Origin of the sequence: Aquabacterium humicola, from assembly GCF_030167915.1 — a bacterium.
GTDB classification, from domain to species: domain Bacteria; phylum Pseudomonadota; class Gammaproteobacteria; order Burkholderiales; family Burkholderiaceae_C; genus Pseudaquabacterium; species Pseudaquabacterium humicola.
Map to the genome: position 1 here is coordinate 191,329 of NZ_JARGNB010000001.1, position 25,263 is coordinate 216,591.

28 protein-coding genes are annotated in these 25,263 nt (G+C 71.5%); 16 read left to right on the forward strand and 12 right to left on the reverse strand.

Annotated features, from left to right (window positions below; genetic code table 11):
• Positions 1–489, reverse strand: a complete 489-nt coding sequence (locus P1K89_RS00840; protein WP_284614455.1) for a thioesterase family protein — start codon at positions 487–489, stop codon at positions 1–3.
• A gap of 74 nt (positions 490–563) precedes the next feature.
• On the opposite strand from P1K89_RS00840, the gene P1K89_RS00845 reads away from it, so the two are divergent.
• From P1K89_RS00845 to P1K89_RS00855, 3 genes are all read left to right on the forward strand, one after another.
• Positions 564–860, forward strand: coding sequence for a hypothetical protein (locus P1K89_RS00845; RefSeq protein WP_284614456.1), 297 nt, complete (start codon positions 564–566; stop codon positions 858–860).
• Positions 861–927: 67 nt separating this feature from the next.
• Positions 928–1,236 carry a hypothetical protein gene (locus P1K89_RS00850; protein WP_284614457.1) on the forward strand — a complete coding sequence of 103 codons (309 nt, stop codon included), beginning with the start codon at positions 928–930 and terminating at the stop codon, positions 1,234–1,236.
• A complete protein-coding gene (locus P1K89_RS00855) occupies positions 1,233–1,886 on the forward strand; it encodes a hypothetical protein (RefSeq protein WP_284614458.1) in 654 nt (217 codons plus the stop codon). Before P1K89_RS00850 ends, P1K89_RS00855 begins: the two co-directional genes overlap by 4 nt.
• On the opposite strand, the gene P1K89_RS00860 is transcribed toward P1K89_RS00855, so the two are convergent.
• Positions 1,826–2,971 carry a hypothetical protein gene (locus P1K89_RS00860; RefSeq protein ID WP_284614459.1) on the reverse strand — a complete coding sequence of 382 codons (1,146 nt, stop codon included), beginning with the start codon at positions 2,969–2,971 and terminating at the stop codon, positions 1,826–1,828. The genes P1K89_RS00855 and P1K89_RS00860 overlap by 61 nt on opposite strands.
• A 187-nt stretch (positions 2,972–3,158) precedes the next feature.
• Here P1K89_RS00860 and P1K89_RS00865 point away from each other — a divergent pair, with 187 nt between their 5' ends.
• From P1K89_RS00865 to P1K89_RS00880, 4 genes are read left to right on the forward strand one after another with little or no spacing between them, the layout of a single operon-like run.
• The gene (locus P1K89_RS00865) at positions 3,159–4,166 is read left to right on the forward strand and encodes a helix-turn-helix transcriptional regulator (protein WP_284614460.1); all 1,008 of its coding nucleotides are present in this window, start codon (positions 3,159–3,161) and stop codon (positions 4,164–4,166) included.
• Entirely contained in the window at positions 4,163–5,257 is a 1,095-nt protein-coding gene (locus tag P1K89_RS00870) for an aromatic ring-hydroxylating oxygenase subunit alpha (protein WP_284614461.1), read from the forward strand. Before P1K89_RS00865 ends, P1K89_RS00870 begins: the two co-directional genes overlap by 4 nt.
• A 9-nt stretch (positions 5,258–5,266) precedes the next feature.
• Entirely contained in the window at positions 5,267–5,758 is a 492-nt protein-coding gene (locus P1K89_RS00875) for a flavodoxin family protein (protein WP_284614462.1), read from the forward strand.
• A gap of 19 nt (positions 5,759–5,777) precedes the next feature.
• Positions 5,778–6,131, forward strand: a complete 354-nt coding sequence (locus P1K89_RS00880) for an MmcQ/YjbR family DNA-binding protein (RefSeq protein WP_284614463.1) — start codon at positions 5,778–5,780, stop codon at positions 6,129–6,131.
• A 7-nt stretch (positions 6,132–6,138) separates the two neighbouring features.
• On the opposite strand, the gene P1K89_RS00885 is transcribed toward P1K89_RS00880, so the two are convergent.
• Positions 6,139–7,341 carry an MFS transporter gene (locus P1K89_RS00885; protein ID WP_284614464.1) on the reverse strand — a complete coding sequence of 401 codons (1,203 nt, stop codon included), beginning with the start codon at positions 7,339–7,341 and terminating at the stop codon, positions 6,139–6,141.
• Positions 7,342–7,427: 86 nt separating this feature from the next.
• On the opposite strand from P1K89_RS00885, the gene P1K89_RS00890 reads away from it, so the two are divergent.
• From P1K89_RS00890 to P1K89_RS00900, 3 genes are all read left to right on the forward strand, one after another.
• Positions 7,428–8,354, forward strand: a complete 927-nt coding sequence (locus P1K89_RS00890; protein ID WP_284614465.1) for a phosphotransferase family protein — start codon at positions 7,428–7,430, stop codon at positions 8,352–8,354.
• Positions 8,355–8,445: 91 nt separating this feature from the next.
• Positions 8,446–8,886, forward strand: coding sequence for a hypothetical protein (locus P1K89_RS00895; RefSeq protein WP_284614466.1), 441 nt, complete (start codon positions 8,446–8,448; stop codon positions 8,884–8,886).
• Positions 8,883–10,475, forward strand: coding sequence for a hypothetical protein (locus tag P1K89_RS00900; protein ID WP_284614467.1), 1,593 nt, complete (start codon positions 8,883–8,885; stop codon positions 10,473–10,475). Before P1K89_RS00895 ends, P1K89_RS00900 begins: the two co-directional genes overlap by 4 nt.
• 25 nt (positions 10,476–10,500) lie before the next feature.
• Here the strand turns inward: P1K89_RS00900 and P1K89_RS00905 are convergent, their stop codons facing one another.
• The 3 genes from P1K89_RS00905 to P1K89_RS00915 are packed head-to-tail and all read right to left on the reverse strand — an operon-like array spanning position 10,501 to position 13,732.
• Positions 10,501–11,811: an HD-GYP domain-containing protein gene (locus P1K89_RS00905; RefSeq protein WP_284614468.1), complete on the reverse strand. Its 1,311-nt coding sequence runs from the start codon at positions 11,809–11,811 to the stop codon at positions 10,501–10,503.
• Positions 11,808–13,055 (reverse strand): class I SAM-dependent methyltransferase, encoded by a 1,248-nt coding sequence (locus tag P1K89_RS00910; protein ID WP_284614469.1) that lies wholly within the window; start codon positions 13,053–13,055, stop codon positions 11,808–11,810. Before P1K89_RS00910 ends, P1K89_RS00905 begins: the two co-directional genes overlap by 4 nt.
• A complete protein-coding gene (locus P1K89_RS00915; RefSeq protein ID WP_284614470.1) occupies positions 13,052–13,732 on the reverse strand; it encodes a TetR/AcrR family transcriptional regulator in 681 nt (226 codons plus the stop codon). The genes P1K89_RS00910 and P1K89_RS00915 overlap by 4 nt, the downstream gene beginning before the upstream one ends.
• An 82-nt stretch (positions 13,733–13,814) precedes the next feature.
• Here P1K89_RS00915 and P1K89_RS00920 point away from each other — a divergent pair, with 82 nt between their 5' ends.
• Complete coding sequence (locus P1K89_RS00920; RefSeq protein WP_284614471.1) at positions 13,815–14,246, forward strand: VOC family protein; 432 nt, start codon at positions 13,815–13,817, stop codon at positions 14,244–14,246.
• A gap of 160 nt (positions 14,247–14,406) precedes the next feature.
• Positions 14,407–14,895, forward strand: a complete 489-nt coding sequence (locus tag P1K89_RS00925; protein WP_284614472.1) for a VOC family protein — start codon at positions 14,407–14,409, stop codon at positions 14,893–14,895.
• A 13-nt stretch (positions 14,896–14,908) separates the two neighbouring features.
• Here the strand turns inward: P1K89_RS00925 and P1K89_RS00930 are convergent, their stop codons facing one another.
• From P1K89_RS00930 to P1K89_RS00955, 6 genes are all read right to left on the reverse strand, one after another.
• Positions 14,909–15,778: a beta-keto acid cleavage family enzyme gene (locus P1K89_RS00930; protein ID WP_284614473.1), complete on the reverse strand. Its 870-nt coding sequence runs from the start codon at positions 15,776–15,778 to the stop codon at positions 14,909–14,911.
• On the reverse strand, positions 15,775–17,865 hold the full coding sequence (locus P1K89_RS00935; RefSeq protein ID WP_284614474.1) for an ATP-binding protein: 2,091 nt from the start codon (positions 17,863–17,865) through the stop codon (positions 15,775–15,777). Before P1K89_RS00935 ends, P1K89_RS00930 begins: the two co-directional genes overlap by 4 nt.
• Positions 17,866–17,938: 73 nt before the next feature.
• Entirely contained in the window at positions 17,939–18,784 is an 846-nt protein-coding gene (locus P1K89_RS00940; RefSeq protein ID WP_284614475.1) for an enoyl-CoA hydratase/isomerase family protein, read from the reverse strand.
• 1 nt (position 18,785) lies between these two features.
• Positions 18,786–19,940 carry an acyl-CoA dehydrogenase family protein gene (locus tag P1K89_RS00945; RefSeq protein ID WP_284614476.1) on the reverse strand — a complete coding sequence of 385 codons (1,155 nt, stop codon included), beginning with the start codon at positions 19,938–19,940 and terminating at the stop codon, positions 18,786–18,788.
• 26 nt (positions 19,941–19,966) lie between these two features.
• Entirely contained in the window at positions 19,967–21,577 is a 1,611-nt protein-coding gene (locus tag P1K89_RS00950) for an acyl-CoA carboxylase subunit beta (protein WP_284614477.1), read from the reverse strand.
• Complete coding sequence (locus P1K89_RS00955; RefSeq protein ID WP_284614478.1) at positions 21,577–22,461, reverse strand: SDR family oxidoreductase; 885 nt, start codon at positions 22,459–22,461, stop codon at positions 21,577–21,579. The genes P1K89_RS00950 and P1K89_RS00955 overlap by 1 nt, the downstream gene beginning before the upstream one ends.
• 151 nt (positions 22,462–22,612) lie before the next feature.
• On the opposite strand from P1K89_RS00955, the gene P1K89_RS00960 reads away from it, so the two are divergent.
• The 4 genes from P1K89_RS00960 (at position 22,613) to P1K89_RS00975 (ending at position 25,261) form a co-directional block, all read left to right on the forward strand.
• Positions 22,613–22,909, forward strand: a complete 297-nt coding sequence (locus P1K89_RS00960) for an SCP2 sterol-binding domain-containing protein (protein WP_284614479.1) — start codon at positions 22,613–22,615, stop codon at positions 22,907–22,909.
• A 2-nt stretch (positions 22,910–22,911) separates the two neighbouring features.
• Positions 22,912–23,349, forward strand: coding sequence for a MerR family transcriptional regulator (locus tag P1K89_RS00965; protein ID WP_284614480.1), 438 nt, complete (start codon positions 22,912–22,914; stop codon positions 23,347–23,349).
• Positions 23,350–23,840: 491 nt separating this feature from the next.
• Positions 23,841–24,038 (forward strand): hypothetical protein, encoded by a 198-nt coding sequence (locus P1K89_RS00970; RefSeq protein WP_284614481.1) that lies wholly within the window; start codon positions 23,841–23,843, stop codon positions 24,036–24,038.
• A gap of 17 nt (positions 24,039–24,055) precedes the next feature.
• Positions 24,056–25,261: an acetyl-CoA C-acetyltransferase gene (locus P1K89_RS00975; protein ID WP_284614482.1), complete on the forward strand. Its 1,206-nt coding sequence runs from the start codon at positions 24,056–24,058 to the stop codon at positions 25,259–25,261.
• Positions 25,262–25,263 lie beyond the last annotated feature (2 nt).

A 25,263-nucleotide genomic window follows, 5' to 3' on the forward strand; every position in this document is an offset into this window, starting at 1 on the left:
TCAACTCACGATGTAGGCGGCGGCCGCCGTGGCGATCAACGTGCATTCGTCGTTGACCAGCCGCATCTGCGTCGAGCCGACGCGGCCGCCGAGGCGCATCACCTCGGCGCTGGCGACGAAGTGTTTGCCCATGCCCTGGCGCAGGAAATCCACGCGCAGGTCGATCGTGCCCATCTTGACGAAGCGGTGCATCACCTGGTCGGCCGTCTCGTCGAGGTGCTTGTCGGCGATCGCCAGCATCAGCGCGCAGCCGCCCATCGCGTCGAGCGTGGCGGAGATAACGCCGCCGTGCAGCCGGCCGTAGTGGTAGTGGCCGACGAGCTCGGGCCGCATGTCGAAGCGCACCAGGAACTCCGGCCGCAACTGGTGCACCTTCAGCCCGAGCACCTGGTTGAACGTGATCTTTTGCTCGACCAGCGCGACCAGCTCGGCATCGAGCTTGGCTTGTTCGGCATCGCTGCGGCGGTCCAGGGTGGTGGCAGAGGTCATGGGCGCGAAGCATAGCGTCGGCGCGGACGGCGCTTGCCGCTCAAGCCGGCGCCGGCATTGCCGAAACCACCAGGATGAAACGCCTCACCCCCCTGGCTTTCCTGATCGTGCTCGCCGGCAGCGGCTGGGCCTGCGCCTTCGCGGCCATCGGCCTCGGGCTGTTCGCCGGCGTGCAGGACATCGCGGCGATCGCCATCGTCTTCGCCGTGTTCGGCTTCGCCGGCGGCGCGGCCAGCACCGCCCTGCGCATCGCCTTCGAGCATGCGTTGCCGCTCGACATCGCGGCCAAGCTGCGCGGACGAGTGGTCGACGACGACGCCGACTCGGCGCCGGCCACCGTGTCGCCGGGCGCGAGCGCCTTCGGTGCCTGACTCGGTGCCTGACTCGGTGTCTGGGGCCGAACGCTTGAAGAACCACGCGAACGAGGGAGCCATCTGAATGATCCAGGTGCAGATTGCATCGATGCTCGAGCGCAGCGGCGTGTCCGCCGTGCGCTGGGTGCTGGTCGATCCGGACGAGGCGGCCCGCACCGCGGCCCCCGTCGCGTCGGCCGCGTCGGCACGGGCCGAACCCGCGCTGCCGGTGCCGCAACTCGGCCGGCCCGTGCGCCGCGTCAGCCTCGGCGTGCGCGTCGCGTCGGCCGTCGTGCTGCTCAGCGCGCTGGGCGGCGCCTGGAGCGTCGCGACCGCGCTGCAACCGGTGGCTGAGCCGGCGGTGCAGGCCGTGCCGAAGGCAGGTGCGCGATGAACGCCCGCAGCGAAAGCGCCCTGTTCTGGGACGACGAGCAGGCGCTGCTCGGCCTGCAGGTGCGTGCCTTCTTCTTCGATCCGGCGATCGTCGATGCCCGCGGCGACTGGGTCGACCGCGCGTTGCCCGTGCTGGCGCCGACCCGGCCGACGCCGCTGCACGCGCCGGGTGAACGTGGCCAGTACGCCATCTCGGAGCTGCTGGCGCATCCCGATGCGGTGTTCGAGCACGGCAACGGCCTGTTGTGCCTGACCGATCGCAGCGAGGACCGCCGCGACCACGATCCGTCCGCCTGGACCCGCCAGGTGCGCGGCGATGCGCTGGTGCAGGCCGTCGTCGCCGCGATCGCGGTGGCCGGCCAGCGCCAGCTGCCGACGGTCGCGCTGCTGCGCTGCCACAACGCGCTGTACCAGATCGATCCGAGCCCCGCGGCGCTGGAATGCATCGCGACGAGCATCGTGCCGGCACAGCGCTACTGCGGCCAGACCGGCCCGGTCAGCGTGCAGCAGCTGGCGGCCTACTGCGAGCCGCGGTTGCGCGGCCTGCCGGCCGGCGCCGCGGCGAGCACCGTGGCGCTGACGACCGGCGTTCAGTGCGACATCGCGTTCGCCGACACGACGCCGTCGGTGGCGGGCATCGCCGAGTCCTGATCCGGCACGCCGGCCAGCGGCGCTCCCGCCGGGTCCAGCGCCCAGCCCTCCGTGGCTTGTGACGCGCTGTGCCAGCGCTGGCTCGCGCCGAGCAGGCCACGGCGCGCGGCGCGCTGCAGCAGGCGCTCGCAATCGGCTTCGTCGAGCAGCGTCGCCAGCCGCGCCCAGCGGCGCTGCACCAGCGCGTCGTGCCACGCGGACTGCATCGCCGAGCGCATCGCATCGTCGTCCAGCACCGGCCCGGCGGCCATGCGCCGCGCCAGCAGCGTGTGCATGAAGACCTGGAAGGCCTGGCGTGCGGCGCTCGAGGGCATCAGCGCCGCCAGCGCGACGAGGCGGCGTGCATAACCGGCCTGGCAGAACTGCAGCGTCAGCATCACCTGCAGCGCCTGCACCGGGTTCAGCACGCGCACGCGGTTCGGCGGCAGCACGACCAGCGGCAGCGCGGCGGCTTCGGCATGCGGCAGCGGCGTCGCGAAGCTGGCCAGCACCGCGAGGCGGCGCCATTGATCGCCGTCGAGGCCGTGGAACTGCGGCTGCTCGCCGGCATCGATGCGCTCGGCATAGCTCAGCGCGGCGCGGCAGTCGTGGCCGGCCAGCGCCTGGCGGGCGACGTTCGACAGCATCGCGAGGTTGCCGGCCGCGTAGGCGGCGCGGCCGTTCAGGCGCTCGATGACCGAGGCGTCGGCGGCCTCGTCGTCGCGGCCGAGCGCCTGGCAAGTCACCGGGCAACGGGCCACTTCGAGCTGCGCCAGGAAATGGGGCGTCACCTGCACGCTCTCGAAGGCCTGGCCTCGCTGCCAGGCCGCCAGGCGCAGCTGCAGCCAGCGGCGCACGGCGGGGCTGGGCTTCAGGGTGCGGCTGCCGAAGCTGGCGCGGCCGGCGCTCCAGCCCTGGCGCACCGGGTTGTCGGCATGCAGGTGCGCGACCGGGGGCGTCAGCCGGTAGTGGGCGAAGTCCCAGCCGATCTCGAAGGCCGTGTCGTCGATGCCGGCCGGGCGAGGGCGGCGCTGACCCCGGGCTGCCGGCGTGGTGGCGGGGGCGAGGGCGACGGGCGTATCGAACAGGAAGGCGGCTTGCGACATGGCGATCCTCTGCGGTGGCGGCGCCGAGACGACCTCGGCATGGACGGCAGTGTGAAAGTTCAGTGGCTCATGACGTGAGCCACCGCGGAACGATCTTTCGATCGGCGCTGACACACGGTGGCTCACGATTTGAGCCACCGGCGTGCTAGCGCAGCCGCAGGCCCGGCGCCGCGGTACATTCAGCCCCATGGCCCTGCACACCGCCCGCCTCTACAAGATCGAGAGCCTGATCAAGCAGCGCGGCCACGTCAGCATGGCCACGCTGCTCGAAGAGCTGGAGGTCTCGCGCGCGACGCTCAAGCGCGACCTCGAATACCTGCGCGACCAGCTCGGCGCGCCGATCGAGTACGACCGCGACGTCAACGGCTACCGCTTCGGCGCCGAATACCGCGGCCAGAAGCACGAGCTGCCCGGGCTGTGGTTCAACGAGCGCGAGCTCTACTCGCTGCTGATGGCCCACCAGCTGCTGAGCGAACTGGACAGCGAGGGCCTGTTGTCGCGCCACCTGCAGCCGCTGCTCGACCGCATCCACGAGCTGCTGGGGCCCGAGGGGCAGACGCAGTCGCGCGCGCTGATGCGCCGCGTGAAGATCGTCGGCGCGCTGAAGCGGCCGGTGGCCAGCGAGTTCTTCGAGCGTGTCGGCGAGGCGCTGCTGCGGCGGCGCCGGCTGTACATGCGCTACTCGACGCGCGGCCGCGGCGGCGCCAGCAGCGAGCGCGAGGTTTCGCCGCAGCGCCTCGTGCACTACAAGAACACCTGGTACCTCGATGCCTGGTGCCACACGCGCGAGAAGCTGCTGCGCTTCGCGCTCGACGCAATGCAGCAGGCGCGCGTGCTCGACGCGCGCGCGAAGGACGTCGCGATGAAGCAGGTCGAGGCGGAGATGGATGCCGGCTACGGCGTCTTCGCCGGCGGCACCGCGCAGTGGGCGACGCTGCGCTTCTCGCCGCAGGCCGCGGCCTGGATCAGCCGCGAGGAATGGCACCCCGAGCAGCGCGGGCGCCGGCTCGACGACGGCAGCTACGAGCTCGAGCTGCCCTATGTCGACGAGACCGAGCTGGTGATGGACCTGCTGCGCCAGGGTGAGCAGGTGCGCGTGCTGGCGCCGGCCTCCTTGCAGCAGGCGGTGCGGCGCCGGCTCGAGGCCGCGCTGCGCCAGTACCCGATCGAGCACGGCGAGGAGGCCCGCGCATGACGACGATCCCGATCTACCGTGTCGATCCGGACGTGCGCCGTGCCGGCACGCTCGACGCCGCGTTCTACCGCGACGAAGCCGCTTATGCAGCGGCGCTGGAGACCGTCTTCGCGCGCAGCTGGCAATGGATCGGCGATCTGCGGGATGTCGCCGCGCCCGGCACGCTGGCGCCGCGCTGGCTGCTGCCGGGCAGCCTCGACGAGCCGATCCTGCTATCGCGCGATGCGCGCGGCCAGTTGCGCTGCCTGTCGAACGTCTGCACGCACCGCGGCAACATCCTCGTTCACGAGTGCACCCGCGCCGAGCAGATCCGCTGCGGCTACCACTCCCGGCGCTTCGATCTGGCCGGGCGCATGACCTTCATGCCCGAATTCCAGCAGGCCGAGTGTTTTCCGTCCGACAACGACCACCTGGTGCAGGTGCCGTTCGAGGACTGGCACGGCCTGGGCTTCGCCAGCGTCAAGCCGGCCGCGCCACTGGCCGAGGTGTTCGCCGAGATGGAGTCGCGCATCGGCTGGCTGCCGCTGCGCGACTGGCGCCACGACCCGTCGCGCGACCGGTCGTTCGAGTTCGATGCGCACTGGGCGCTCTACGTCGAGAACTACCTCGAAGGGCTGCACATCCCGTTCCTGCATGCGGGGCTGATGCAGACGCTGGACTTCAACCAGTACAGCTACGAGCTCGGCCGCTACGCGAACCTGCAGCTGGCGCTGGCCAAGCCGGGCGAGCCGGCGTTCGCACTGCCGGCGGACAGCATCGACGCCGGCAAGTCGGTGGCCGCCTACTACTGGTGGGTGTTCCCGAACCTGATGCTGAACTTCTACCCCTGGGGGCTGTCGCTGAACCAGGTGCAGCCGCTCGGGCCGGGCCGCACGCGCGTGGTCTTCCGCAGCTACGTCGGCGATGCGTCGCGGCTGGGCACCGGCGCCGGCGGCGACCTCGACCGCGTGGAGATGGAGGACGAGGCGGTCGTCGTGCAGGTGCAGCGCGGCGTGCGCTCGCGCTTCTACCGCGGCGGGCGTTATTCGCCCACGCGCGAGCAGGGCGTGCACCACTTCCACCGCCTGCTGGCCGAGCACCTTGCAGACTAGGATCGCTGCGTGAAGACGCTGCTGATCGTCTACCACACGATGACCGGCGGCACCCGCCAGATGGCCGGGGCCGCGGCGGCCGGCGCGGGCGACGAAGCCGGTGTGGCGGTGCGTCTTCAGACCGCCGTGCAGACCCAGCCCGCGGACCTGCTGGCGGCCGACGGCTACCTCTTCGCGACGCCGGAGAACCTGGCCGCGATGGCCGGCCTGATGAAGGACTTCTTCGACCGCTGCTACTACCCCGCGCTCGGGCAGCTGAACGGCCGGCCGTACGCGGCGCTGATCTGCGCCGGCAGCGACGGGCAGGGTGCGCTGCGCCAGCTCGAGCGCATCGCCACCGGCTGGCGCCTCAAGGCCGCCGCGCCGGGGCTGATCGTCTGCACGCACGCGCAGACGCCGGAACGCATCCTGGCGCCCAAGGTGATCGGCCCCGAGGACCTGGCGCGCTGCCGCGACACCGGCGCGGCGCTGGCGGCCGGGCTCGCGCTCGGCGTGTTCTGACCACGAACGGAGGGACGCTATGAGTTATGCCGCATTGAAGAAGCATGCCGCGACGCTGCCCGGGGCCACCGAGGACATCAAGTGGGGTTGCGACTGGGTAGCCTCGGTGGGCGGCAAGATGTTCCTCGTCGGCGGCCCCGAGCCGGGCCCGTGGAACGGCTGCTCCTTCAAGGTCGACGAGCACCGCTTCCTCGAGCTGACCGGCGTGCCGGGCATCATTCCGGCGCCGTACCTCGCGCGCGTCAAGTGGGTCAAGCTGCAGGAGCCGAAGGCGCTGCCGCTGGCCGAGCTGAAGGCGCTGGTCGAGCGCTCGCATGCGCTGGTGCTGGGCAGCCTGACGAAGAAGCTGCAGCGCGAGATCCTCGGCGGTTGAATCGCCGTCACGGCGCGATGCCGGCGCGCTTCAAGGTCCACACCGTCCAGGCCAGCGGCAGCGCGAGCAGCGCGAAGGCGGTGCCCAGCGAGCCGCTGGCCGTGCCGATCGCGCCGAACAGCGGCGGGCCGAGCACGACGCCGAAGTAGGTGAAGAACAGGCTGCCGGAGGTGGCGGCGGCGGCCTCGTCGTGCGTCACCAGCCGCGCGACGGTCGCCAGGTAGACGCCGTTCCAGCCGATCGCCGTCGCGCCGTAGGCGGCCAGCAGCCCCATCGCCGGCCACGGCGGCGTGGCCGGCGTGAGCAGCGCCATCGCGCCGCCCAGCAGCGCCATCGCCAGCGCCAGCCCGATCAGCGTGCGCGCGGCCCCGGCGCGGCCGTCGGCCACCCAGCCCCAGGCGATGCGGCCGGCCACGCCGCCGCCCTGCGCAACGGACAGCGCCACGCCGGCGGCGACCAGCGTCCAGTGCAGCTCCGCGGTCAGGAAGGTCACTGTGTACGAGGTCAGGCTGACCTGCACCGCCGAGAACACCAGCGTGCACAGCGCGATGCGCCGAAGCACCGGATGCGCGAGCACGCGGCGCACCGGACCGGCCATGCGCGAGGGCGTCGGCCACGGCGCGGCCGGATCGCGCGCCGCATCGAGCACCCCGCGCAGCGGCTGCGCGAGCACGATGCCGAGCCCGCACAGCAGCGCCATCGCGGCCAGCATGCCGCCCATGCCGACGCGGCCCAGCAGCGGCGGCACCAGCAGTCCGGCGATGGCGCCACCCAGCGGCACGCCGGTCTGCTTGATCGAGAACACCAGCGCGTAACGCTCGGGGCGTGTCGTGCGGGCGAGCATCTCGGAGCTCGCCGGCGTCATCGGCCCGTAGCCCACCCCGATCAGCAGCGCGCCGGCCAGCGCCGCGGGCAGCTGCGGCAGGTTCATCAGCGCCAGGCCGAACGCGCAGCTGGCCAGCGCCGCCTGGCTGGTGCGCAGCGGTCCCCAGCGCCGCACCAGCGCCGCGCCCCACTGGCTGGAGAACATCGCGGCGAAGTAGACCAGCGCGATGTAGATGCCCACCGCCACGGCCTTCAGCTGCAGCGCGGCCAGCAACTGCGGTGCCGCCACGGTCGGTGCCAGCGCGGCCGCCGACGCCGCGGACTGCACCAGCAGCGTGACCGGCAGCGTCGCGCGGGCGGCGAACGGGGCGACAGGCGGCGGCATCGGCACATCATCCATCACCCGTGGGGTGACCGCGCCGCCGCGCTCGGCTACGCTGCGCTGCCTCGAGATCCGCGACCACACCCGCCATGTCCACCGACGCTGCGCCGCTGCGCGCCCTGCCGCCGGTCGTCGGCTACGCCGACTTCGATGTGCTGCACGACGACATCCCCCGCTGGCGCGCGCTGGTGGCGTCCTTCGCCGCACGCTACTCGGATGCGCCGTTCACGCCGATGGAAGAGGGCACCGTGCTCGTCGGCCTGCTCGGCGACGAGCTGGTCTTCAAGCTCTACCCGCCGTTCCTGCGCGATCACTTCGAGTTCGAGGCGGCGATGCTGCCGCGCCTGCACGGGCGCCTGAGCGTGCCGACGCCGCGCCTGGTCGACCGCGGCGAGATCGACGGCTGGCCCTTCGTCGTGATGACGCAGCTGCCGGGCGCGCCGCTGACCACGACCTGGCCCGGCCTCGACGAAGCGGCGAAGTGCGCGGTGCTGTCGGCGATCGGACGGGTCGCGGCCGAGGTGCATGCCCTGCCGGTGGACGGCCAGCGTGCGCTGGCGCCGAGGTGGGCTGACTTCATCGAGCGCCAGCGCGCCGGCTGCCGGCGCCGGCAGGAGCGTGTCGGGCTGCCGCCGCAGCTGCTGGCGCAGCTCGAGCCCTTCATCGCCGGCGAGCTGCCCGGCGGCCCCGACGTGATGCTGACCGGCGAGTACACCCCGATGAACCTGCTGCACGGTCCGCAGGGCCTGGCCGGCATGTACGACTTCGGCGACGGCCTGATCGGCCTGGCGGGCTACGACTGGCTGGGGCCCTTGTGCTTCCTGGCGGCCGGCAGCCGCGAGCGTGTGGACGCGTACCTCGAAGGTTACGGCGCAGCACGCGACCGTCGCTGGCGCCTGCCCGCGCTGAGGATGCTGCTGCTGCACCGCTACAGCAACCCGCGGGCGCAGATCGCGCACCCGGGCTGGCAGGCGGCTCGCAGCTTCGAGGAGGTGGTGGAGCTGGTCTGGCCCTAGCCGCACGCGGTCGGCTAGAGTTCGCGCAGAAATCAATACAAGCGCCGTGCCCGCATCAACGGGATCGGGGAAGGCGCCAGGGAGGAGTTTCATGAACACCATCCAGTCGTTCAGGCTGGTTTGCCTGGTGGGCGCGCTGGCCGCCGTCGTCTGGTGGCTGCGCGACACGCCGCCGCTGCGCGAGCTGGCCGCCCGGCTTCGCACCAGTGCGCCGGCCCAGTGGATCACGCAGCAGGGCGCGACGATCGAGCGTGAGGTCCGCCCGCCGGCCGCGAATGCTGCGCCGGGGGTTGCGGCCGCTGCGCTGCGCAAATGCATCGACGGTGCGCAGGTCACCTACACGAACGGCGACTGCCCGGCCGGCAGCCGTGCCCAGGCCGTGAGCGGCGGCACGATCACCGTGCTGCCCGCGACGCCCGTGCCGGCACCTCCGCCCGGGGCGGTGGCCTCGGGCAGCGTGATGTCGGAGCTCGCGGGCGTGAAGCCAGGCGAACCGACGCTGAAGGACAAGTACCTGGACCAGGTCAAGTGATCGGCGGTCGCGGGGTCACGGCCGGGCTGCCGGTCGATGCGGCGGCGCTCGGTGCCCACCGGCCGGCCGTCGCGCGGGCGGGGTTCGTGCGCACGCTGGTGAGGGCGCATTGGCGCGGCGAGCTGGCGCTGGGCACCAGCCTCGGTGGGTGTTGCGCGCTGGTCGGCGGGCTCGCCGCTCTCGTCGCGGCGGCGCTGGCGGGCTGGCCCGATGTGGCGACCGTTGCGTCGCCGCGCTGGCCGGCGCTGGCCCTGCTGTCGGGCTGGCCGCTGGCGCTGCTGGTGCAGAGCTGGGGCATCGCCGGCGCGTGGCGCAGCGCCACGCGCACGGCGCTTGACGACCCGCGGCTGCGCCGCGCCACGTTCGCCGCCCGCCTGGTCATCGCGTCGTGGGCGCTGGTGCTGCTGGCCTCGACGGCGCTGCACTTCGTGCCGCGTCTGCCGTCCTTGCTGTCGCTGGCGATCGGGCGTGATCCGGCCGGCCCGATCAGTGTCAGCGCCTCGCCCGACGGCCGCCGCGTGCGCCTGCAGGGGCCGTTGAGCGCCGGTGCGGCCGAGCAGGTGCAGCGGGTCCTGGAGGTCACGCCGCAGGCCCGCCTGCTCGAGCTCGACGTGCCCGGTGGGCGGCTGCACGACGCCTTGCAGATTGCCGCCTTGATCCGGGATCGCGGCTGGACCACGCGCATCACCGGCCACTGCATCGATGCCTGCGTGCCGGTATTCCTGGCCGGCGCGTTGCGCCAGGCGCTGCCCGAAGCCCAGCTGGCGATCCGGCGTCCGCCGCCGGCGGCGTTCAATCCGTTGCTCAGGCAGCTCATACGCCGGCGGCTGGCGGTGCTGCACGAGCAGGCGGGCCTGCCGGCGGCCTTCGTGCGCAAGTCGCTGGCCATGCCGATCGGCACGCCGTGGCGGGCGGGACGCGAGGAGTTGTCGGAGATGGGCGCGCTGCATGGGCCGCGGCATCCGCTGGACGTCGACGTGCCGATGCCGCGCGCGGCGACGGTCGCCGACGTCGCCGACGCGCTGCGTTCCGGCCTGGTCTGGCCGCTGCTCGAGCGGCGCGTTCCGGGCCTGATCGACGCCGCCGCTGCGCGCTGGCTGGCCGCGCGCGACGCCGGCCTGCAGGGCGACGCGCTGATGGAGGCCACGCAGGCCGGCATCGACGAGTTGATCCCCCGGCTGCTCGGCCAGTCCGGGCCCGCGCTGCGCGAGCAGTACGTCGAGTTGCTGGCGCAGCAGATCGCCGCGGCGGGCGAGCTGGGTTTCACTGGCTGCGGGCAGCTGCTGTCCGGTGCCGCGACGGCGCGGCGCGCGATGCCGCGCGAGCTGGCCGTGCGCGAAGCGGCGTGGCTGGTCGATGCCTCGGCCGAGCCGGACATGCAGGCCGCGCGCGGCCCCACGGCGCTCGAAGCCGAGGTGGTGCGGCGCACGCTCGGGCCGCGCGCGCCGGGCCAGCTGCTGGCGCTGCGCCATCCGGGCGAGGTCGGGTGGCCGCATTGCGAGCGCGCGGCCGCACTGATCGCCGAGGTCATGAAACTGCCGCCGCCGGAAAGGCGGCTCGCGATCCGCTTGATCGCCGCGCGCTCCTAGCGCGACAGATGAGCGTGGTCGCCGATCAGCCGGTATTGCCGCGGAACCAGTTCATCTTGCGCCGCGGCAGCAGGTAGTCCAGCTCGTCCTCGCTGCGCTCCTGCATGCGCAGCGCCTTGTCGACCTTCAGCTGCTGTGCGGTCTCGGGTTCGGCGAGGTCGAGGATCAGCGCTTCTCGGCGCGGGGTGTCCGGATCGTAGATCAGCACCTGCGGACACAGGCGCGCCGACGGCGGCGCGGTGGCCACCACGACGCCGATGCGGCTGTCCGACAGCAACACCAGCGTGCCCGGCGGGTAGATGCCCATCGTGCGGATGAACTGCTGCAGCAGCGTCTCGTCGAAGCCGCCGCGCTCGCGCGCCCACATCACGCCCAGCGCCTCGAAGGGCGAGACGGCCAGGCGGGGGTCGACCGGATTGGCCAGGTTGTCGAAGCGGTTGGTGATGGCGACGATCTTCGCCGCGCGCGACATCTGCGCCACCTTCAGGCCATGGGGGTAGCCGCTGCCGTCTTCGCGCACGTGGTGGTACAGCGCCACTTCGGCCGCACCGGGCGGCACGGCGGCACCGGTGGCGGCCATGGCCTGCAGGCGGTCGTGGCCGGCCTTCGCATGCAGCTGGAAGGCCGCTTCCTCGTGGCGGTTGCGCGCCGGGTTGCGCAGGATGGACGGGTTGATGCTGTGGTGGCCGATGTCGTGCAGCAACGCGGCGGCGCCGATCTGCTCGATCTCGGCCTCGGGCAGCTCGAGGTGCTTGGCCAGCAGCAGCGACAGGGTCATCACCGACAGCGCATGCGCCACCTCGCCCTGGCTCTTCGCCTTGTCGGCGATCAGGATGATGGCCGAGCTCGGGTCGGCCAGCAGCGAGTGCGCCGACTCGTTGGCCACCGTGCGCATCGCGCCCATGCTCTCGGCAGGCCGCGCATCGAGCTGCTTGAAGGCGCCGGCCGTCTGCTCGGCTGCGGACATGTACTGCTTCTGGACCAGGTCGAGCCGCGCACGCATGTCGGCCATCACCTTCGCGCGCTGCGCCTTCGCGGCGCGCTGGGCTTCCTGCTTCTGGCGCAGCAAGGTCAGCTCGAGCTCCTTGGCCGGATCGGGTGCCGGCGCGGCCGCCTTCGGCGGGGGCGCCGGCATCACCTTCGAGCGCTTGGCATCGGCGAACACGCCGACGCCCAGCGCGTTGATCTCGCGCACCTGGTCCTCCGTCGTCACCAGGAAGCTCGAGCTGAGGAACGGATGGTCGAGCCACGACAGCGGGATGCGCACGTAGACGCCGACCCGCACCTGCGACGGATCGATCGCCAGTTCGCCGGGCTTGGCCTGTGGCTTCGTCACGTGAGGTTCTCCTGAGGTTCGGGCAACGCATGCCGCTGGCGCAGCAGCGTCTCGAGGCAGTGCTCGCGGATGCCGTAGAAGCGCTTGAGCTCGTCGATCTGCGACAGCACGGGCGCCGGCGCGGCCGGGTGCGCACGCTTGACCGCGAGGATCATCTTGTTCTTGTTGGTGTGCTCCAGCGAGATGAACTCGAACACCTGCGTGTGATAGCCGCAGGCCTCGAGCCACAGCGCACGCAGGCCGTCGGTCAGCATCTCGGCCTGCTGGCCCAGGTGCACGCCGTGCTGCAGGATGGGCTTCAGCGGATGCGGCTGCAGCAGCTGCGGGCGGATCTGCTTGTGGCAGCACGGCGAGCACAGGATGATGCTGGCGCCGCCGCGCAGGCCGAGGTCGATCGCCAGGTCGGTCGCGGTGTCGCAGGCGTGCAGCGCGATCATCACGTCCAGCGGCTGCGGCTGCCACCGGGCGAGGTCGCCCTGCTCGAAGTGCAGGCCCTGCAGGCCGAGCTTCGCGGCGGCCGCGTTGCCGAGCGCCACCATGTCCGGCCGCAGCTCGACGCCGGTGACGTCGGCGGCAAGGCCGCGCTGGGTGGTCAGCCAGTCGTGCACGCCGAAGGTCAGGTAGCCCTTGCCGCTGCCGAAGTCCATCACCCGCAGCCGCTGCGCGTCCTTCAGCGGCGAGTCCTCGAGCGCGTGCGCGAAGACCTCGACGAACTTGTTGATCTGCTTCCACTTGCGCGCCATCGCAGGCACCAGCTGGTGTTCGGCGGTGGTGACGCCGAGCTCGGCGAGGAAGGGGCGCTCGAGGGACAGCCAGCGCTTCTTCTCGCGGTTGTGCGCAGCGGGTGCGGCGGCCGGCCCCGGCGTGTCGCCGGCCGGGGTGCGGCGATGCAAGGTGGCCTGGCCGCGCTGCGTGATCACCAGCTCCAGCTCGGCGCCGTCCAGGTGCAGGTGCGCATGGCGAAAGCCCTGGGCGCCGAGCAGCTGCGCCAGCAGCGCCGGCAGCTCCGCCGGCGCCTGGTTCTTCGTGATGTCCTTGGTCGCGTGCCGGTAGACCAGCTGCAGCTGGACCTCGCCGCGCAGCGTTACCGGGCGCAGCAGCACGCGCTGCAGCGAAGTGTCCGGTCCGCGGTACTTGGCGAGCGATCCGCGCAGCAGCGTGCCGTCGGCCAGGGCGGCGAGCAGGTGCTCGATGAACTGCGGCAGGGCGGCGGCAGGGGTCGGTGGATCGGCGGGAGAACTCATGGCGTGCGCGGCCGGGCGGGGCGCTTCATTGTCGCCGTGGCGGCCGGGGGCTGTTTGAGCAGCGTCGCGAACAGGCGCTCGACGACCTCCTGCAGCGCCGCCTCGGCCGACCGGCCGTCGTGCTGTGCGCGCCAGTGCACCAGCGCGTTGAGCGCGCCGTTCAACGCCGCGGCCAGCGCCTCCGCGCGCTGCGTCGCGGCGGCGCCTTGCGGCTGCAACAGCGCCAGCACGGCCTGGCGCAGCTGCGCGAAGCCGTGGCTGTCGTCCAGCGCCTGCCACTCGGCGGCGCCGAGCACCGCGGGGGCATCGATCAGCAGCACCTGGCGCGGACCCGGCTGCGCGACCGCAGCGATCCAGGCCAGCGCGCCGGCGACGAGCTGCCGGGCCGGATCGGCGATGCCGTCGGCGGCCGCGTCGATGGCCTCCGCGAGGTCCGCATGCACCGCGTCGCAGACGGCGACGAAGAGGTCCCGCTTGTCGCGGAAGTGGTGGTACAGCGCGCCGCGCGTCAGCCCGGTGGCGGCGAGCAGGCCCTCGGTCGAGGTCTTCGCGTAGCCGTCGCGCTCGAACAGCCGGCGCGCCTCGGCGACCAGCCGGGCGCGCGACTGCAGGCCCTGCTCGATGCGGCGGTTCGGGCGCTGCGGACGGTCCGGCGCGGGTGCTTCCTTGTTTGACATACAGGCTGTACGTATCTACGATTCGATCAAGCATACAGTCTGTATGTAAGTCGTCGCGACCGTCAATCCGAGGAGACCACCGATGGCCCGCCTGCTGTCCGCCTACCCGTTGATCACCACGCCACAGCTCTTCGCCTGCCGCGACTTCTACCGGCGCCATTTCGGCTTCGAGGTCGGCTTCGAGGCGAGCTGGTTCGTCTGGCTGACCCGGGGCGCTGACGACGGTGCCGTCGCGCTCGCCTTCATGCACCCGGAGCATCCGTCGAGGCCGCCCGGCCCCGAGCCCTTCGACGGTCGCGGCCTGCTGCTGACGCTGCAGGTCGACGACGCGGAGGCCGAAGCCACGCGCCTGGCCGCCGCCGGCGTCGCCATCACCTACCCGCTGAGCACCGAGCCCTGGGGCCAGAAGCGTTTCCAGGTGATCGATCCGGCCGGCCTGGCACTGGACATCGTCGAGCAGGTCGAGCCCGCGGCGGGCTACTGGGCGCGCTACCCGGTGCCGGCCGGCGCCTGACGCGCCGGGGCGAATACCTGCCCGGGCCCGTTACGGCCGCGGCTTGAAACACCGCCGGACGGGTGCTAGGCTGTATATCCATACAGCACTTGCTGACCGCCGCAGCGTCCCGGGCCGGGCCTGCGGCGTTTCCCTTCCCGCGGCCCACGAGGATTTCCGCATGAGCACGAAGACGAAGAAGGTTCCCCCCATTCCCGCTGGCTACTCCAGCGTCACCCCGTACCTGACGATCAAGGGCGCCGCCGCCGCGATCGACTTCTACAAGAAGTCCTTCGGTGCCGAGGAAGTGATGCGCATGCCGATGCCCGACGGCTCGATCGCCCATGCCGAGATCCGCATCGGCGGCTCGGTGATCATGCTGCACGACGAGAACCCGCAGTGGAACGCGCTGAGCCCGACGACCGTCGGCAACTCGTCGTCGAGCATCATGCTGTACGTGAACGACTGCGACGCGGTGTTCAACCGCGCGGTCGCCAACGGCGCCACCGTGACGATGCCGGTGGCCGACCAGTTCTACGGCGACCGCTGCGGCAACGTCACCGACCCCTTCGGCCACAAGTGGTGCATCGCGACGCACATCGAGGAACTGACGCCGGAAGAGATCGGCGCCCGTGCGCAGAAGATGTTCGCGGAAGCGCCGAAGGGCTGAACCCGGCGCCGGCTCAGTGAAGCCCGAGGCGCTCGCGCGCCTCGGCCGGCGTCGCGATGTCGCGGCCGGCGTTGCGCGCGCAGCGCGCCAGCGCCTCGATCATCGGGCCGTTGCCGCGCGCGCGTTCGCCGCCCGGCAGGTAGAAGCTGTCTTCCAGCCCGGTGCGCAGCATGCCGCCCAGCTCGGCGACACGCTGGTGCACCGGCCAGATCTCGGCGCGGCCGATCAAGGTGGCCTGCCACACGGCGCCGGGCGCGAGGTACTTCGGCAGCAGCGCCAGCAGCTCGGCGTCGCAGGGCATGCCGGAGGCCACGCCCATCACGAAGTTGTATTCGGGGATGCCACTGAACATCCCGGCCTTCAGGTACATGCCGACCGAGCGCACGATGCCGACGTCGAAGCATTCGAACTCCGGATGCGTATGCGTCTCGGCCATCACGTCGAGCATCGCCTGGATCTTCGCCACCGGGTTGTCGAAGACCATCGGCGGCCAGGCCCACTGGCCGTCTTCCTTCAGCTTCAGGTAGTTCAGGCTGCCGGCATTGCAGGCGGCGATCTCGGGCTTGACGCGGCGGATGCAGGCCACCGGGCCCGAGATGTCCTTGCCGACGACGCCGGTCGTCAGGTTGATGATCACGCCGGGGCACGCGGTGCGGATCGCGCCGATGACCTCTTCGGCGACGTCCGGGTCCCAGCTCGGCAGGTGGCCCTGGCCCTCGGCCTGCTGGCGCAGGTGCACGTGCATGATGGCCGCGCCGGCATCGAACGCGGCACGCGCCTCGGCCGCCATCTCGGCGGGCGTCACCGGCACCGGATGCTGCTTCGGGTTGGTCAGCACGCCGGTCAGCGCGCAGGTGAGGATGGCTTTGTCGGACGTGCTCATGCGGTTTGCTCCTCGGGGGCCAGCTCGACCAGCAGCGCGCCGGCGCTGACCGCGTCGCGCGGCGCGACATGCACCGCCGCGACGGTGCCGGCGGTGCCGGCGACCAGCCACATTTCCATCTTCATCGCCTCGACGCTGGCCAGCGGCTGGCCGGCTTCGACGCGGTCGCCGGCGCGCACCAGCAGCTGCGCGACGAGTCCGGCCACCGGCGCGCAGGCGCGGCGCGGGTCGTCCGATGCGGCCTGCACCGGCAGCGCGGACGGTTCCTCGAAACGGAACACCGCGCCGTCGTGCACGATGTGCAGCACCGCGGCGCCATCCGACGAGGCCGCGGGCTGCTCGACCACCAGCCAGCGGCGGCGCACGCCGGCCTGCTCGATCACCAGGCAGCGGCCGTCGCGCTCGATGACCCGCAAAGTGAGCGTGTCTCCGTTCGTCGCGACGTCCACCGCGCCGCCGCCGCGCGGCGTCACGCGCAGCCGGCGCTGCTCGCCATCGCAAACCAGCGTCAGGTCGAAGGAGGCGGTGCCGGCAGACCGCAGCAGGCCGCCGGCGCTGCCGGCAGACCGCAGGCCGCCGGCGCTGCCGGCAGACCGCAGGCCGCCGGGGCTGCCGGCGGGTCGCAGCAGGCCGTCGCCCGACGCCCGCAGCAGCGCGGCGACCCGCCATGCGTCATCGCCGGCGCGCGGCCGCTGCAGCAGCGGTTCGCCATCCGCTGCCCACTGGTCGATCAGCGTCGTGTGCAGACGCGCCTGTGCGAAGTCCGGATGGCGCAGCAGGTCGCGCAGGAAGCGGCCGTTGTTCGCCGGGCCGACCAGCGGCAGGTCTTCCAGCGCAGCCGACAGGCGCCGGATCGCATCGCCGCGGTTGCGGCCGTGCACGATCAGCTTGGCGACCATCGGGTCGTAGTACGGACCGATCTCGCCGCCCTCGACGATGCCGGCGTCGATGCGCAGCGAATCGCGCAGCGCGCCGCCGGGATTCGCCGCCTGCAGCGCGGCCTCGGGTCGCCAGTGCAGCACACGTCCGGTCTGCGGCGCGAAGCCCGCGTACGGGTCCTCGGCATACAGCCGGACCTCGATCGCGTGGCCGTCCAGCCGCACGTCGGACTGCTGCAGCGGCAGCGGCTCGCCGGCCGCGACGCGCAGCTGCCACTCGACGAGGTCCAGCCCGGTCACGCATTCGGTGACCGGATGCTCGACCTGCAGCCGGGTATTCATCTCGAGGAAGTAGTGCCGGTGCTGCGCATCGACGATGAACTCGACCGTGCCGGCACCGACATAACCCACGGCCAGCGCCGCGGCCACCGCGTCGGCGCCCATGCGCGCGCGCAGCGTGGCATCGACGATCGGCGACGGCGCTTCTTCGATCACCTTCTGGCGACGCCGCTGCGCAGTGCAGTCGCGTTCGCCGAGGTGGATCGCGTTGCCATGGCGGTCGGCGAAGACCTGGATCTCGATGTGGCGGCCGTGCTCGATCAGGCGCTCCAGCATCAGCCGGCCGTCGCCGAAGGCGCTCTCGGCCTCGCGTCGCGCACCGGCCAGCGCCGCGACGACGTCATCGCCCGAGCGCACCAGCCGCATGCCGCGGCCGCCGCCGCCGGCGACGGCCTTGACTAGCAGCGGATAGCCCATCACCTCCGCCTCGCGGCGCAGGCGTTCGTCCGATTGTTCGTCGCCGAGGTAGCCCGGCGCGCAGGGCACGCCGGCTTCGAGCATGCGGCGCTTCGCGGCGGCCTTGTGGCCCATCGCATCGATGGCCGATGGCGGCGGCCCGATGAAGACCAGGCCGGCTTCGGCGCAGGCGGCGGCGAAGTCCGCGCGTTCGGACAGGAAGCCATAACCCGGATGAAGCGCGTCCGCACCGGTGGCACGGGCGGCGGCGAGCACCGCGTCGATCTTCAGGTAGGACTCGGCCGCCGGTGCCGGACCGAGGCGCACCGCCTCGTCGGCCAGGCGCACGTGCGGCGCCTGCGCATCGGCATCGCTGTACACCGCCACCGTGCGGTAGCCGAGCGCACGCGCCGTGCGGATCACCCGGCACGCGATCTCGCCGCGGTTGGCGATCAGGATCTTGTGGAAGCTCACCTTGGCCCCCTACGGCGCTGCGCGCCGGTCCCCCCGAGGGGGGCCGAGCGCCTTCGGAACGGCCGGGCGGCGCTCATTGCGGCGCCCACGACGGCTTGCGCCTGGCGATGAAGGCCCGCGTGCCTTCCTGGCCCTCGGCACTCTGCAGCGCCTGCGAGAACACCGCCGCCGCTTCGTCGATCAGCAGGGCCGGCCGCTCGAAGCGCGCTTTCGCCAGCAGCCGCTTCGTGGCGGCGAGCGCCTGCGGCGCGCACTGCAGGATCTCGTCGACGATGCGCGCCAGCGCCAGCGGCAGCTCGGCCGGGCCGTGCACCTCGTGCACCAGGCGCAGGGTCAGCGCTGCGTGCGCACCCAGCTTCGCACCGGTGACGGCCAGGCGCTTTGCTTCCGAGTAACCCAGGCGCTCGACCAGGAAGGCCGCGATCTGCGCCGGCACGACGCCGAGCGAGGTCTCCGGCAAGCGGAACTGCGCCGTCGGCGACGCCAGCACGACGTCGGCGACGCAGGCCAGCCCGAAGCCGCCGCCCATCACCGTGCCCTCGACAAGTGCCACCACCGCGAGCCCCGTGTCGGCGTAGGCGACGCACAGTTCGCCGAACGCCGCGTTGACGGCGGCCATCGGGTCGCGCGCGCCGCTATCCGGATCGGCCGGCCGCAACCGGGCCGCGGCCATGTCCTTGATGTCGCCGCCGGCGCAGAAGTGGCCGCCCGCGCCACGCAGCACCATCACGCGGGCGCCGCCGGATTCCGCCTCGGCCAGCACCGCGCGCAGGTCCTGCACCATCTGCAGGGACATGGCGTTGCGGCACTCCGGCCGGTTCAGCGTCACCAGCCAGACGCCCCGCGTCGCCGCGCCCGCACCCGGCTGCGACAGCGCGGCATCGCGCTCGACCAGCAGCGTCTCGTACGCGGCCGGCATCTCAGTGCGCGCCCTTCGGCAGCGTGCCTTCGAGCTTGCAGATGATGCCCAGCATCACCTCGTCGGCGCCGCCGCCGATCGAGCCCAGGCGCGTATCGCGGTAGGCCATCGACACCGGGTTGTCCCAGGTGAAGCCCATGCCGCCCCAGTACTGCAGGCAGCAGTCGGCGACTTCGCGCGACAGCCGGCCGGTCTTCAGCTTGGCCATCGAGGCGAGCTTGGTGACGTCCTGGCCGCCGATGTAGAGCTCCACGGCCTTCCAGGTCAGCGCGCGCAGGCACTCGACCTCGGTGCGCAGCTCCGCAAGTCGGAAATGCACGACCTGGTTGTCGAGGATGCTCTTGCCGAAGGCCTTGCGTTCGCGGGTGTACTCGATCGTCGCGTCGATGATGCGGTCGAGCCCGCGCAGCGCCGAGGCCGCGCACCACAGCCGCTCCTCCTGGAACTGCATCATCTGCAGCATGAAGCCCAGGCCCTCCTGGCCGACGACGTTGCGCTTGGGCACGCGCACGTTGTCGAAGAACAGCTGGGCGGTATCCGACGAGTTCATGCCGATCTTCTTGATCTTCTGCTTGTCGATGCCGCGCGCATCCATCGGCACCATGATCAGGCTCTTGTTCTTGTGCGCCGGGCCGTCGCTGGTGTTCGCCAGCAGGCAGCACCAGTCGGCCTGCAGGCCGTTGGTGATCCACATCTTGCTGCCGTTGATCACGTAGTCGCCGTCGACCACCTTCGCGGTCGTCTTCACCGCCGCGACGTCCGATCCGCCGCCCGCTTCGCTGACGCCGATGCAGCCCACCATCTCGCCGGCGATCGCCGGCATCAGGAACTCGCGCTTGAGCTCCTCCGAGCCGAAGCGCGCGAGCGCCGGCGTGCACATGTCGGTCTGCACGCCGATGGACATCGGCACGCCGCCGCAATGGCAGTTGCCGAGCGCCTCGGCCATCACCATCGAGTACGAGAAGTCGAGGCCGAGGCCGCCGTATTCCTCGGGGTACTTGATGCCCAGCATGCCCAGCGCGCCGAGCTTCTTGAAGACCTCGTGCGCGGGGTAGATCTCCGCCGCTTCCCACGCGGGCACGTGCGGGTTGAGCTCCTTCTCGACGAACCGGGTCACCGTGTCGGCGATCTGGCGGTGTTCTGCGGTCAGCTTCATGGCCGTGTCTCCTGGGGTCGTTGTGTTCAGAGTCGTGCGACGCCGAAGGCGTTCGGGCGCAGGGTTCGTTGTTCCGATTCGGCGGCCAGTGCGAGGCACAGCGCCAGCACCCGCCGCGTATCGCGCGGGTCGATGATCCCGTCGTCCCACAGGCGCGCGGTGCCGTACAGCACGTTCGACTCGCGGTCGATGCGCTGGCGCAGCTGGTCGCTCATCGCCTTCAGCGCGTCGTCGTTGACCGCCACGCCGCCGCGCTCGAGCTTGCCGCGGCTGACGATCTCCATCACCATCGCCGCCTGCGCGCCGCCCATCACCGCGACACGCGCCGACGGCCAGCTGAAGATGAAGCGGGGATCGAAGCCGCGGCCGCACATGCCGTAGTTGCCGGCGCCGAAGCTGCCGCCGATGACGATCGTGAACTTCGGCACCCGCGCATTGGCGACCGCCTGAATCATCTTGCTGCCGTGCTTGATCGCGCCGGCGCGTTCGGCCTCGCGGCCGACCATGTAGCCGGTGGTGTTCTGCAGGAAGACCAGCGGCGTGCCGCTCTGGTCGCACAGCTGGATGAACTGGCCCGCCTTGGTCGAGCCGTTGGGCTGGATCGGGCCGTTGTTGCCGATCAGGCCCACCAGGTGGCCGTCGATGCGCGCATGGCCGCAGACGGTGTCGGGTGCGTACAGCGTCTTGAACTCGAGGAAGTCCGAGCCGTCGACCAGGCGCGCGATGACCTCGCGCACGTCGTAGGGCTCGCGGTCGTCGGCGGGCACGATGCCCATCAGCTCGTCGGCGTCGTAGAGCGGCGCGGGCGCCGCGCCCGACGCGCTCGGCACGTCCCAGTTCAGCTTGTCGACCAGCTCGCGCGCCAGCGCGATCGCATGCGCGTCGTTCTCGCTGAGGTATTCGCCCAGGCCCGTGGTCTCGGCATGCAGCATCGCGCCGCCGAGCTCGTCGTCGGTGGCGTCCTCGCCGATCGCGGCCTTCACCAGCGGCGGGCCGGCGAGGAAGATGCTGGAGCGGTCGCGCACCAGGATCACGTAGTCCGACAGCCCCGGCAGGTAGGCGCCGCCGGCGGTCGACGAGCCGTGCACGACGGCGATCTGCGGGATGCCGGCGGCCGACAGCCGCGCCTGGTTCGCGAAGGCGCGACCGCCCTCGACGAACATCTCGGCCTGGTACATCAGGTTCGCGCCACCGGACTCGACCAGCGAGACCAGCGGCAGCTTGTTCTCGAAGGCGATCTGCTGGATGCGCAGCGCCTTGCGCAGCCCCATCGGCGCGACGGTGCCGCCCTTCAGCGCGGCATCGTTGGCCGAGACGATCACGCGCTTGCCGGCCACGGTGCCGATGCCGGCGATCGAGCCGCCGCCGAGCACGCTCTTCTTGCCGTCGTCGTCGTGCATGCCGAGGCCGGCCAAGGTCGACAGTTCGAGGAAGGACGTGCCGCGGTCGAGCAGCCGCGCGACGCGCTCGCGCGGCAGCAGCTGGCCGCGGCGCTCGAACTTGTCGGCTTTGGAGGTCGATTCGGCGACCACCATCGCTTCGAGGCGGCGCACCTCGGCCAGGCGCTCGTGCATGCGCTCGGCGTTGGCGCCGAAGGCGGCCGACCTGACGTTGATTCGGCTCTGCAGCGCCGGCATTACTTCAGCACCTCGGGCGTCACCGCACGGTGGAAGCCGTCGAACGGCACGCTGCGCTGGTGGTCGATGGACGGGAAGGCCGGCGAGCCGAGTCCGGCGCCGCCATCGATCTGCAGCGTCACGCCGGTGATGAAGGCCGCTGCCGGCGACAGCAGGAAGACGATGGCCGCGCTGACCTCGGCCTCGGTGGCCAGGCGCCGCAGCGGCACGTGGTTCTTCAACTTCGGGATCATCGCGCGCACCGCGCCGGCATAGGTGTCCATGCCGCTCGACGCGACCCAGCCCGGCGCCACCGCGTTGACGCGCACGCCGGCATGCGCCCATTCGAAGGCCGCGCTCATCGTCAGGTTGGCCATGCCGGCGCGCGCGGCGCCGGTGTGCGCCATCCCGGGCATGCCGAGCTTGTAGTCGGCCGTCATGTTGACGATCGCGCCGCCGTGCTGCTGCAGGCATTGGATGAACAGCTCGCGCATCATCAGGAAGCCGCCGGTCAGGTTGTTCGTGACGACGGCTTCGAAGCCCTTCTTGCCGATGGCCATCATCGGCGCCGGGAACTGGCCGCCGGCGTTGTTGACGAGGCCGGCCACCGGGCCACCTTCTTCCAGGGCGGCGGCGATGTGGGCCTTCACCGCCTCTTCGTCGCGGATGTCGAAAGCGCGCCACTCGCACCGCCCGCCGTCCTCGGCGATCTCGGCGGCGACGCGCTCGAGCTTCTCCGCCGTGCGGCCGCTGATCAGCACGCGCGCACCCAGCGACGCGAGCTCGTGCGCGACGCAGCGGCCGATGCCGGAGCCGCCGCCGGTGACCCAGAAGCGCTGGCCATCGAACAGGCCGGGACGGAACACGCTGCGGTAGCGGTCGGGCACCTCGTCTCCTTGATCCATCGAGTGATCGTGCCGCATTGGAGCGGAGGGTGACGTTAACGTCAACCTGGTATCGCATGGGGGAATACGCGGATGTTTGCGGCACTGCTGCCACGTAGCATGCCCCGCATCGCGCCATTGCCGGCGCCCTGCATTCAAACGGGAGACACCCATGGACCTGAGCACCGCCACCGAGACCCTGCGCAGCAAGGTGGGCGACCAGAGCGGCCTGAACGCCGTGCTGAAGTTCGACACCGGTACCGACGGCGTGATCGTCATCGACGGCAAGGCGACGCCGAACACGGTCGACAACGTCGACCGCGAGGCCGACTGCACGGTCGCGATCTCAATGGCCAACCTCGGCGACCTGCTGACGGGTGAGCTCGAACCGACCACGGGCTTCATGACCGGCAAGTTCAAGGTTTCCGGCGACATGAGCGTCGCGCTGAAGCTGCAGCGCGTCGTCTGAACATGACGGTTGCGCTCGCCTCCGCCCACGAGACCGTCGCCGCGCACCGCGACGAGGGCGCAGCCGAGCTGTTCGGCATCACCGAGCTGTGCGGCGAGTTCGGCATCACGCCGCGCGCGATCCGCTTCTACGAGGACAAGGGGCTGCTGCTGCCGCGGCGCATCAACGGCACGCGCGTCTACACGCGGCGCGACCGTGCGCGGCTGGCGCTGATCCTGCGGGCCAAGGCCATCGGCTCGTCGCTGGCCGAGATCAAGCACTACCTCGATCTCTACGGGGCGCACGGCGAGGGCCGCGTGCAGCAGCTGAAGTACGTGCGCGACCGCACCGACGAGGCGATCACCGAGCTCGAGAAGAAGCGCGCGGCGATCGACGCCACGCTGGCGGAGCTGCGGCTGATCAACCAGACGGTGCGCACGGCGCTGGGGACGCGGGGGTAGGCGTCAGTGCTTCTTTCGTCAGTGCTTCCTTCTCTCGCATGCTGGCATCGGCGCACGATCAGGCCGGCGGGGCGCTCTGTTCCGCTCATGCCAGGGCCTCGCGGCCCTGGCGTTCGCCAGGCACAAACAGTCCACTGGACTGTTTGTGTCCGGGCTCACTCCCCCGGGCCGGGCTCCGCTCAGGCGCCCAGGCTGCAGTCCGGCCGGCCCTCCTCCTTGACTTCGCTCCACAGAGCGCCCCGCCGGCCTGATCCGCAGCGCCCTGGCAGGCCATGGCATGCCACGGTGTCGCCACAGCCAAGGGCGCTGGGTGCCCGGCGTAGCGAAGTCAAGGAGGAGGGCCGGCCGAGATCCAGGCAAAGGCATGGAAGCGCAGCCCGGCCCGGGGGACATGAGCGGAGCCGGGCACCCAGTGGCCTTGGCGCGTTCGATCTGGGCAAGCGACAACCAGAATGACTGAAACAAGCGACCTCGGCTTCACCTACCGCCGCATGAAGAACGGCGACGTGCAGGTTACCCACCACGGCCGCCTAGCGAGCACGCTGCGCGGCCGCGATGCGATCGACTTCCTCGCCGAGATGCACGGCGCCGATACAGATGCACAACAACAGGCGATGGCGCGCCTGACCGGCAACTACAAACGCGGCAACGAGCGCAGCGCCGCCGACCATCCCCGCAACCGACGCTAACGCCTCAGGAGCGTGTCATGACCGAAGCTTTCATCTACGACCACCTGCGCACCCCGCGCGGCAAGGGCAAGAAGGACGGCGGCCTGCACCAGGCGACGCCGATCTGGCTGCTGCGCACGCTGCTGCAGGCGATGCAGCGCAGGAACGAACTGGACACGTCGCTGGTCGACGACGTCGTGCTCGGCTGCGTGACGCCGGTCGGCGAGCAGGGCGCGGACATCGCGCGCACGGCGGTGCTGGATGCCGGCTGGTCGGAGACGACGGCCGGCGTGACCTTGAGCCGCTTTTGCGCCTCGGGCCTCGAGGCGGTGAACCTCGCGGCCGCGAAGGTGATGAGCGGGCTCGAGGACATGGTCGTCGCCGGCGGTGTCGAGTCGATGAGCCGCTGGCCGATGGGCAGCGACGGCGGCGCGTGGGTGATGGATCCGCGCGTCAACCAGGCGCTGGGCTTCATTCCGCAGGGCATCAGCGCCGACCTGATCGCGACGCTCGAAGGCTGGACGCGCGACGATGTCGATGCCTTCGCGCTGCGTTCGCACCAGCTGGCCGCCGCGGCGCGTGCCGACGGCCGCTTCAAGAAGGCGGTCGTGCCGGTGACCGACATCGCCGGCCTGACGATGCTGGCCGAGGACGAGACGATCCGTCCGAACGCCACGCGCGAAGCGATGGCCAAGCTGGAGCCTTCGTTCGCGATGATCGGCCAGATGGGCTTCGACGCCACCGCGCTGCGCAAGTACACGACGGTCGAGCGCATCCGCCATGTGCACCATGCCGGCAACTCGTCGGGCATCGTCGACGGCGCGGCGCTGATGCTGCTGGGTTCGAAGGAAGCCGGCGCCAAGGCCGGTTTGAAGCCGAGGGCGCGCGTGCGCTCGATGGCGGTGACCGGCAGCGAGCCGACCATCATGCTGACCGGCCCGGCGCCGGCCTGCCAGAAGGCGCTGAAGAAGGCCGGCATGCGCGCGCAGGACATCGACCTGTGGGAAGTCAACGAGGCCTTCGCGGTCGTGCCGATGAAGGCCGCGCGTGTGCTGGACATCGACCCCGAGCGCATCAACGTCAACGGCGGCTCGATCGCGATGGGCCATCCGCTCGGCGCGACGGGCTGCATCATCCTCGGCACCGTGCTCGACGAGCTCGAGCGCCGAAACCTGAGCACCGGCTGCGCGACGCTGTGCGTCGGCGGCGGCATGGGCATCGCGACCATCATCGAAAGGATCTGACC

Coding starts and splice junctions, on each gene's coding strand:
- P1K89_RS00910 (WP_284614469.1), bottom strand. CDS start 13,055: ATGAGTTCTCCCGCCGATCCACCGACCCCTGCCGCCGCCCTGCCGCAG.
- P1K89_RS00965 (WP_284614480.1), top strand. CDS start 22,912: ATGACGGTTGCGCTCGCCTCCGCCCACGAGACCGTCGCCGCGCACCGC.
- P1K89_RS00955 (WP_284614478.1), bottom strand. CDS start 22,461: ATGGATCAAGGAGACGAGGTGCCCGACCGCTACCGCAGCGTGTTCCGT.
- P1K89_RS00885 (WP_284614464.1), bottom strand. CDS start 7,341: ATGCCGCCGCCTGTCGCCCCGTTCGCCGCCCGCGCGACGCTGCCGGTC.
- P1K89_RS00850 (WP_284614457.1), top strand. CDS start 928: ATGATCCAGGTGCAGATTGCATCGATGCTCGAGCGCAGCGGCGTGTCC.
- P1K89_RS00920 (WP_284614471.1), top strand. CDS start 13,815: ATGGCCCGCCTGCTGTCCGCCTACCCGTTGATCACCACGCCACAGCTC.
- P1K89_RS00940 (WP_284614475.1), bottom strand. CDS start 18,784: ATGCCGGCCGCGTACGAGACGCTGCTGGTCGAGCGCGATGCCGCGCTG.
- P1K89_RS00860 (WP_284614459.1), bottom strand. CDS start 2,971: ATGTCGCAAGCCGCCTTCCTGTTCGATACGCCCGTCGCCCTCGCCCCC.
- P1K89_RS00895 (WP_284614466.1), top strand. CDS start 8,446: ATGAACACCATCCAGTCGTTCAGGCTGGTTTGCCTGGTGGGCGCGCTG.
- P1K89_RS00945 (WP_284614476.1), bottom strand. CDS start 19,940: ATGAAGCTGACCGCAGAACACCGCCAGATCGCCGACACGGTGACCCGG.
- P1K89_RS00950 (WP_284614477.1), bottom strand. CDS start 21,577: ATGCCGGCGCTGCAGAGCCGAATCAACGTCAGGTCGGCCGCCTTCGGC.
- P1K89_RS00960 (WP_284614479.1), top strand. CDS start 22,613: ATGGACCTGAGCACCGCCACCGAGACCCTGCGCAGCAAGGTGGGCGAC.
- P1K89_RS00925 (WP_284614472.1), top strand. CDS start 14,407: ATGAGCACGAAGACGAAGAAGGTTCCCCCCATTCCCGCTGGCTACTCC.
- P1K89_RS00865 (WP_284614460.1), top strand. CDS start 3,159: ATGGCCCTGCACACCGCCCGCCTCTACAAGATCGAGAGCCTGATCAAG.
- P1K89_RS00880 (WP_284614463.1), top strand. CDS start 5,778: ATGAGTTATGCCGCATTGAAGAAGCATGCCGCGACGCTGCCCGGGGCC.
- P1K89_RS00870 (WP_284614461.1), top strand. CDS start 4,163: ATGACGACGATCCCGATCTACCGTGTCGATCCGGACGTGCGCCGTGCC.
- P1K89_RS00930 (WP_284614473.1), bottom strand. CDS start 15,778: ATGAGCACGTCCGACAAAGCCATCCTCACCTGCGCGCTGACCGGCGTG.
- P1K89_RS00845 (WP_284614456.1), top strand. CDS start 564: ATGAAACGCCTCACCCCCCTGGCTTTCCTGATCGTGCTCGCCGGCAGC.
- P1K89_RS00855 (WP_284614458.1), top strand. CDS start 1,233: ATGAACGCCCGCAGCGAAAGCGCCCTGTTCTGGGACGACGAGCAGGCG.
- P1K89_RS00915 (WP_284614470.1), bottom strand. CDS start 13,732: ATGTCAAACAAGGAAGCACCCGCGCCGGACCGTCCGCAGCGCCCGAAC.
- P1K89_RS00890 (WP_284614465.1), top strand. CDS start 7,428: ATGTCCACCGACGCTGCGCCGCTGCGCGCCCTGCCGCCGGTCGTCGGC.
- P1K89_RS00840 (WP_284614455.1), bottom strand. CDS start 489: ATGACCTCTGCCACCACCCTGGACCGCCGCAGCGATGCCGAACAAGCC.
- P1K89_RS00975 (WP_284614482.1), top strand. CDS start 24,056: ATGACCGAAGCTTTCATCTACGACCACCTGCGCACCCCGCGCGGCAAG.
- P1K89_RS00970 (WP_284614481.1), top strand. CDS start 23,841: ATGAAGAACGGCGACGTGCAGGTTACCCACCACGGCCGCCTAGCGAGC.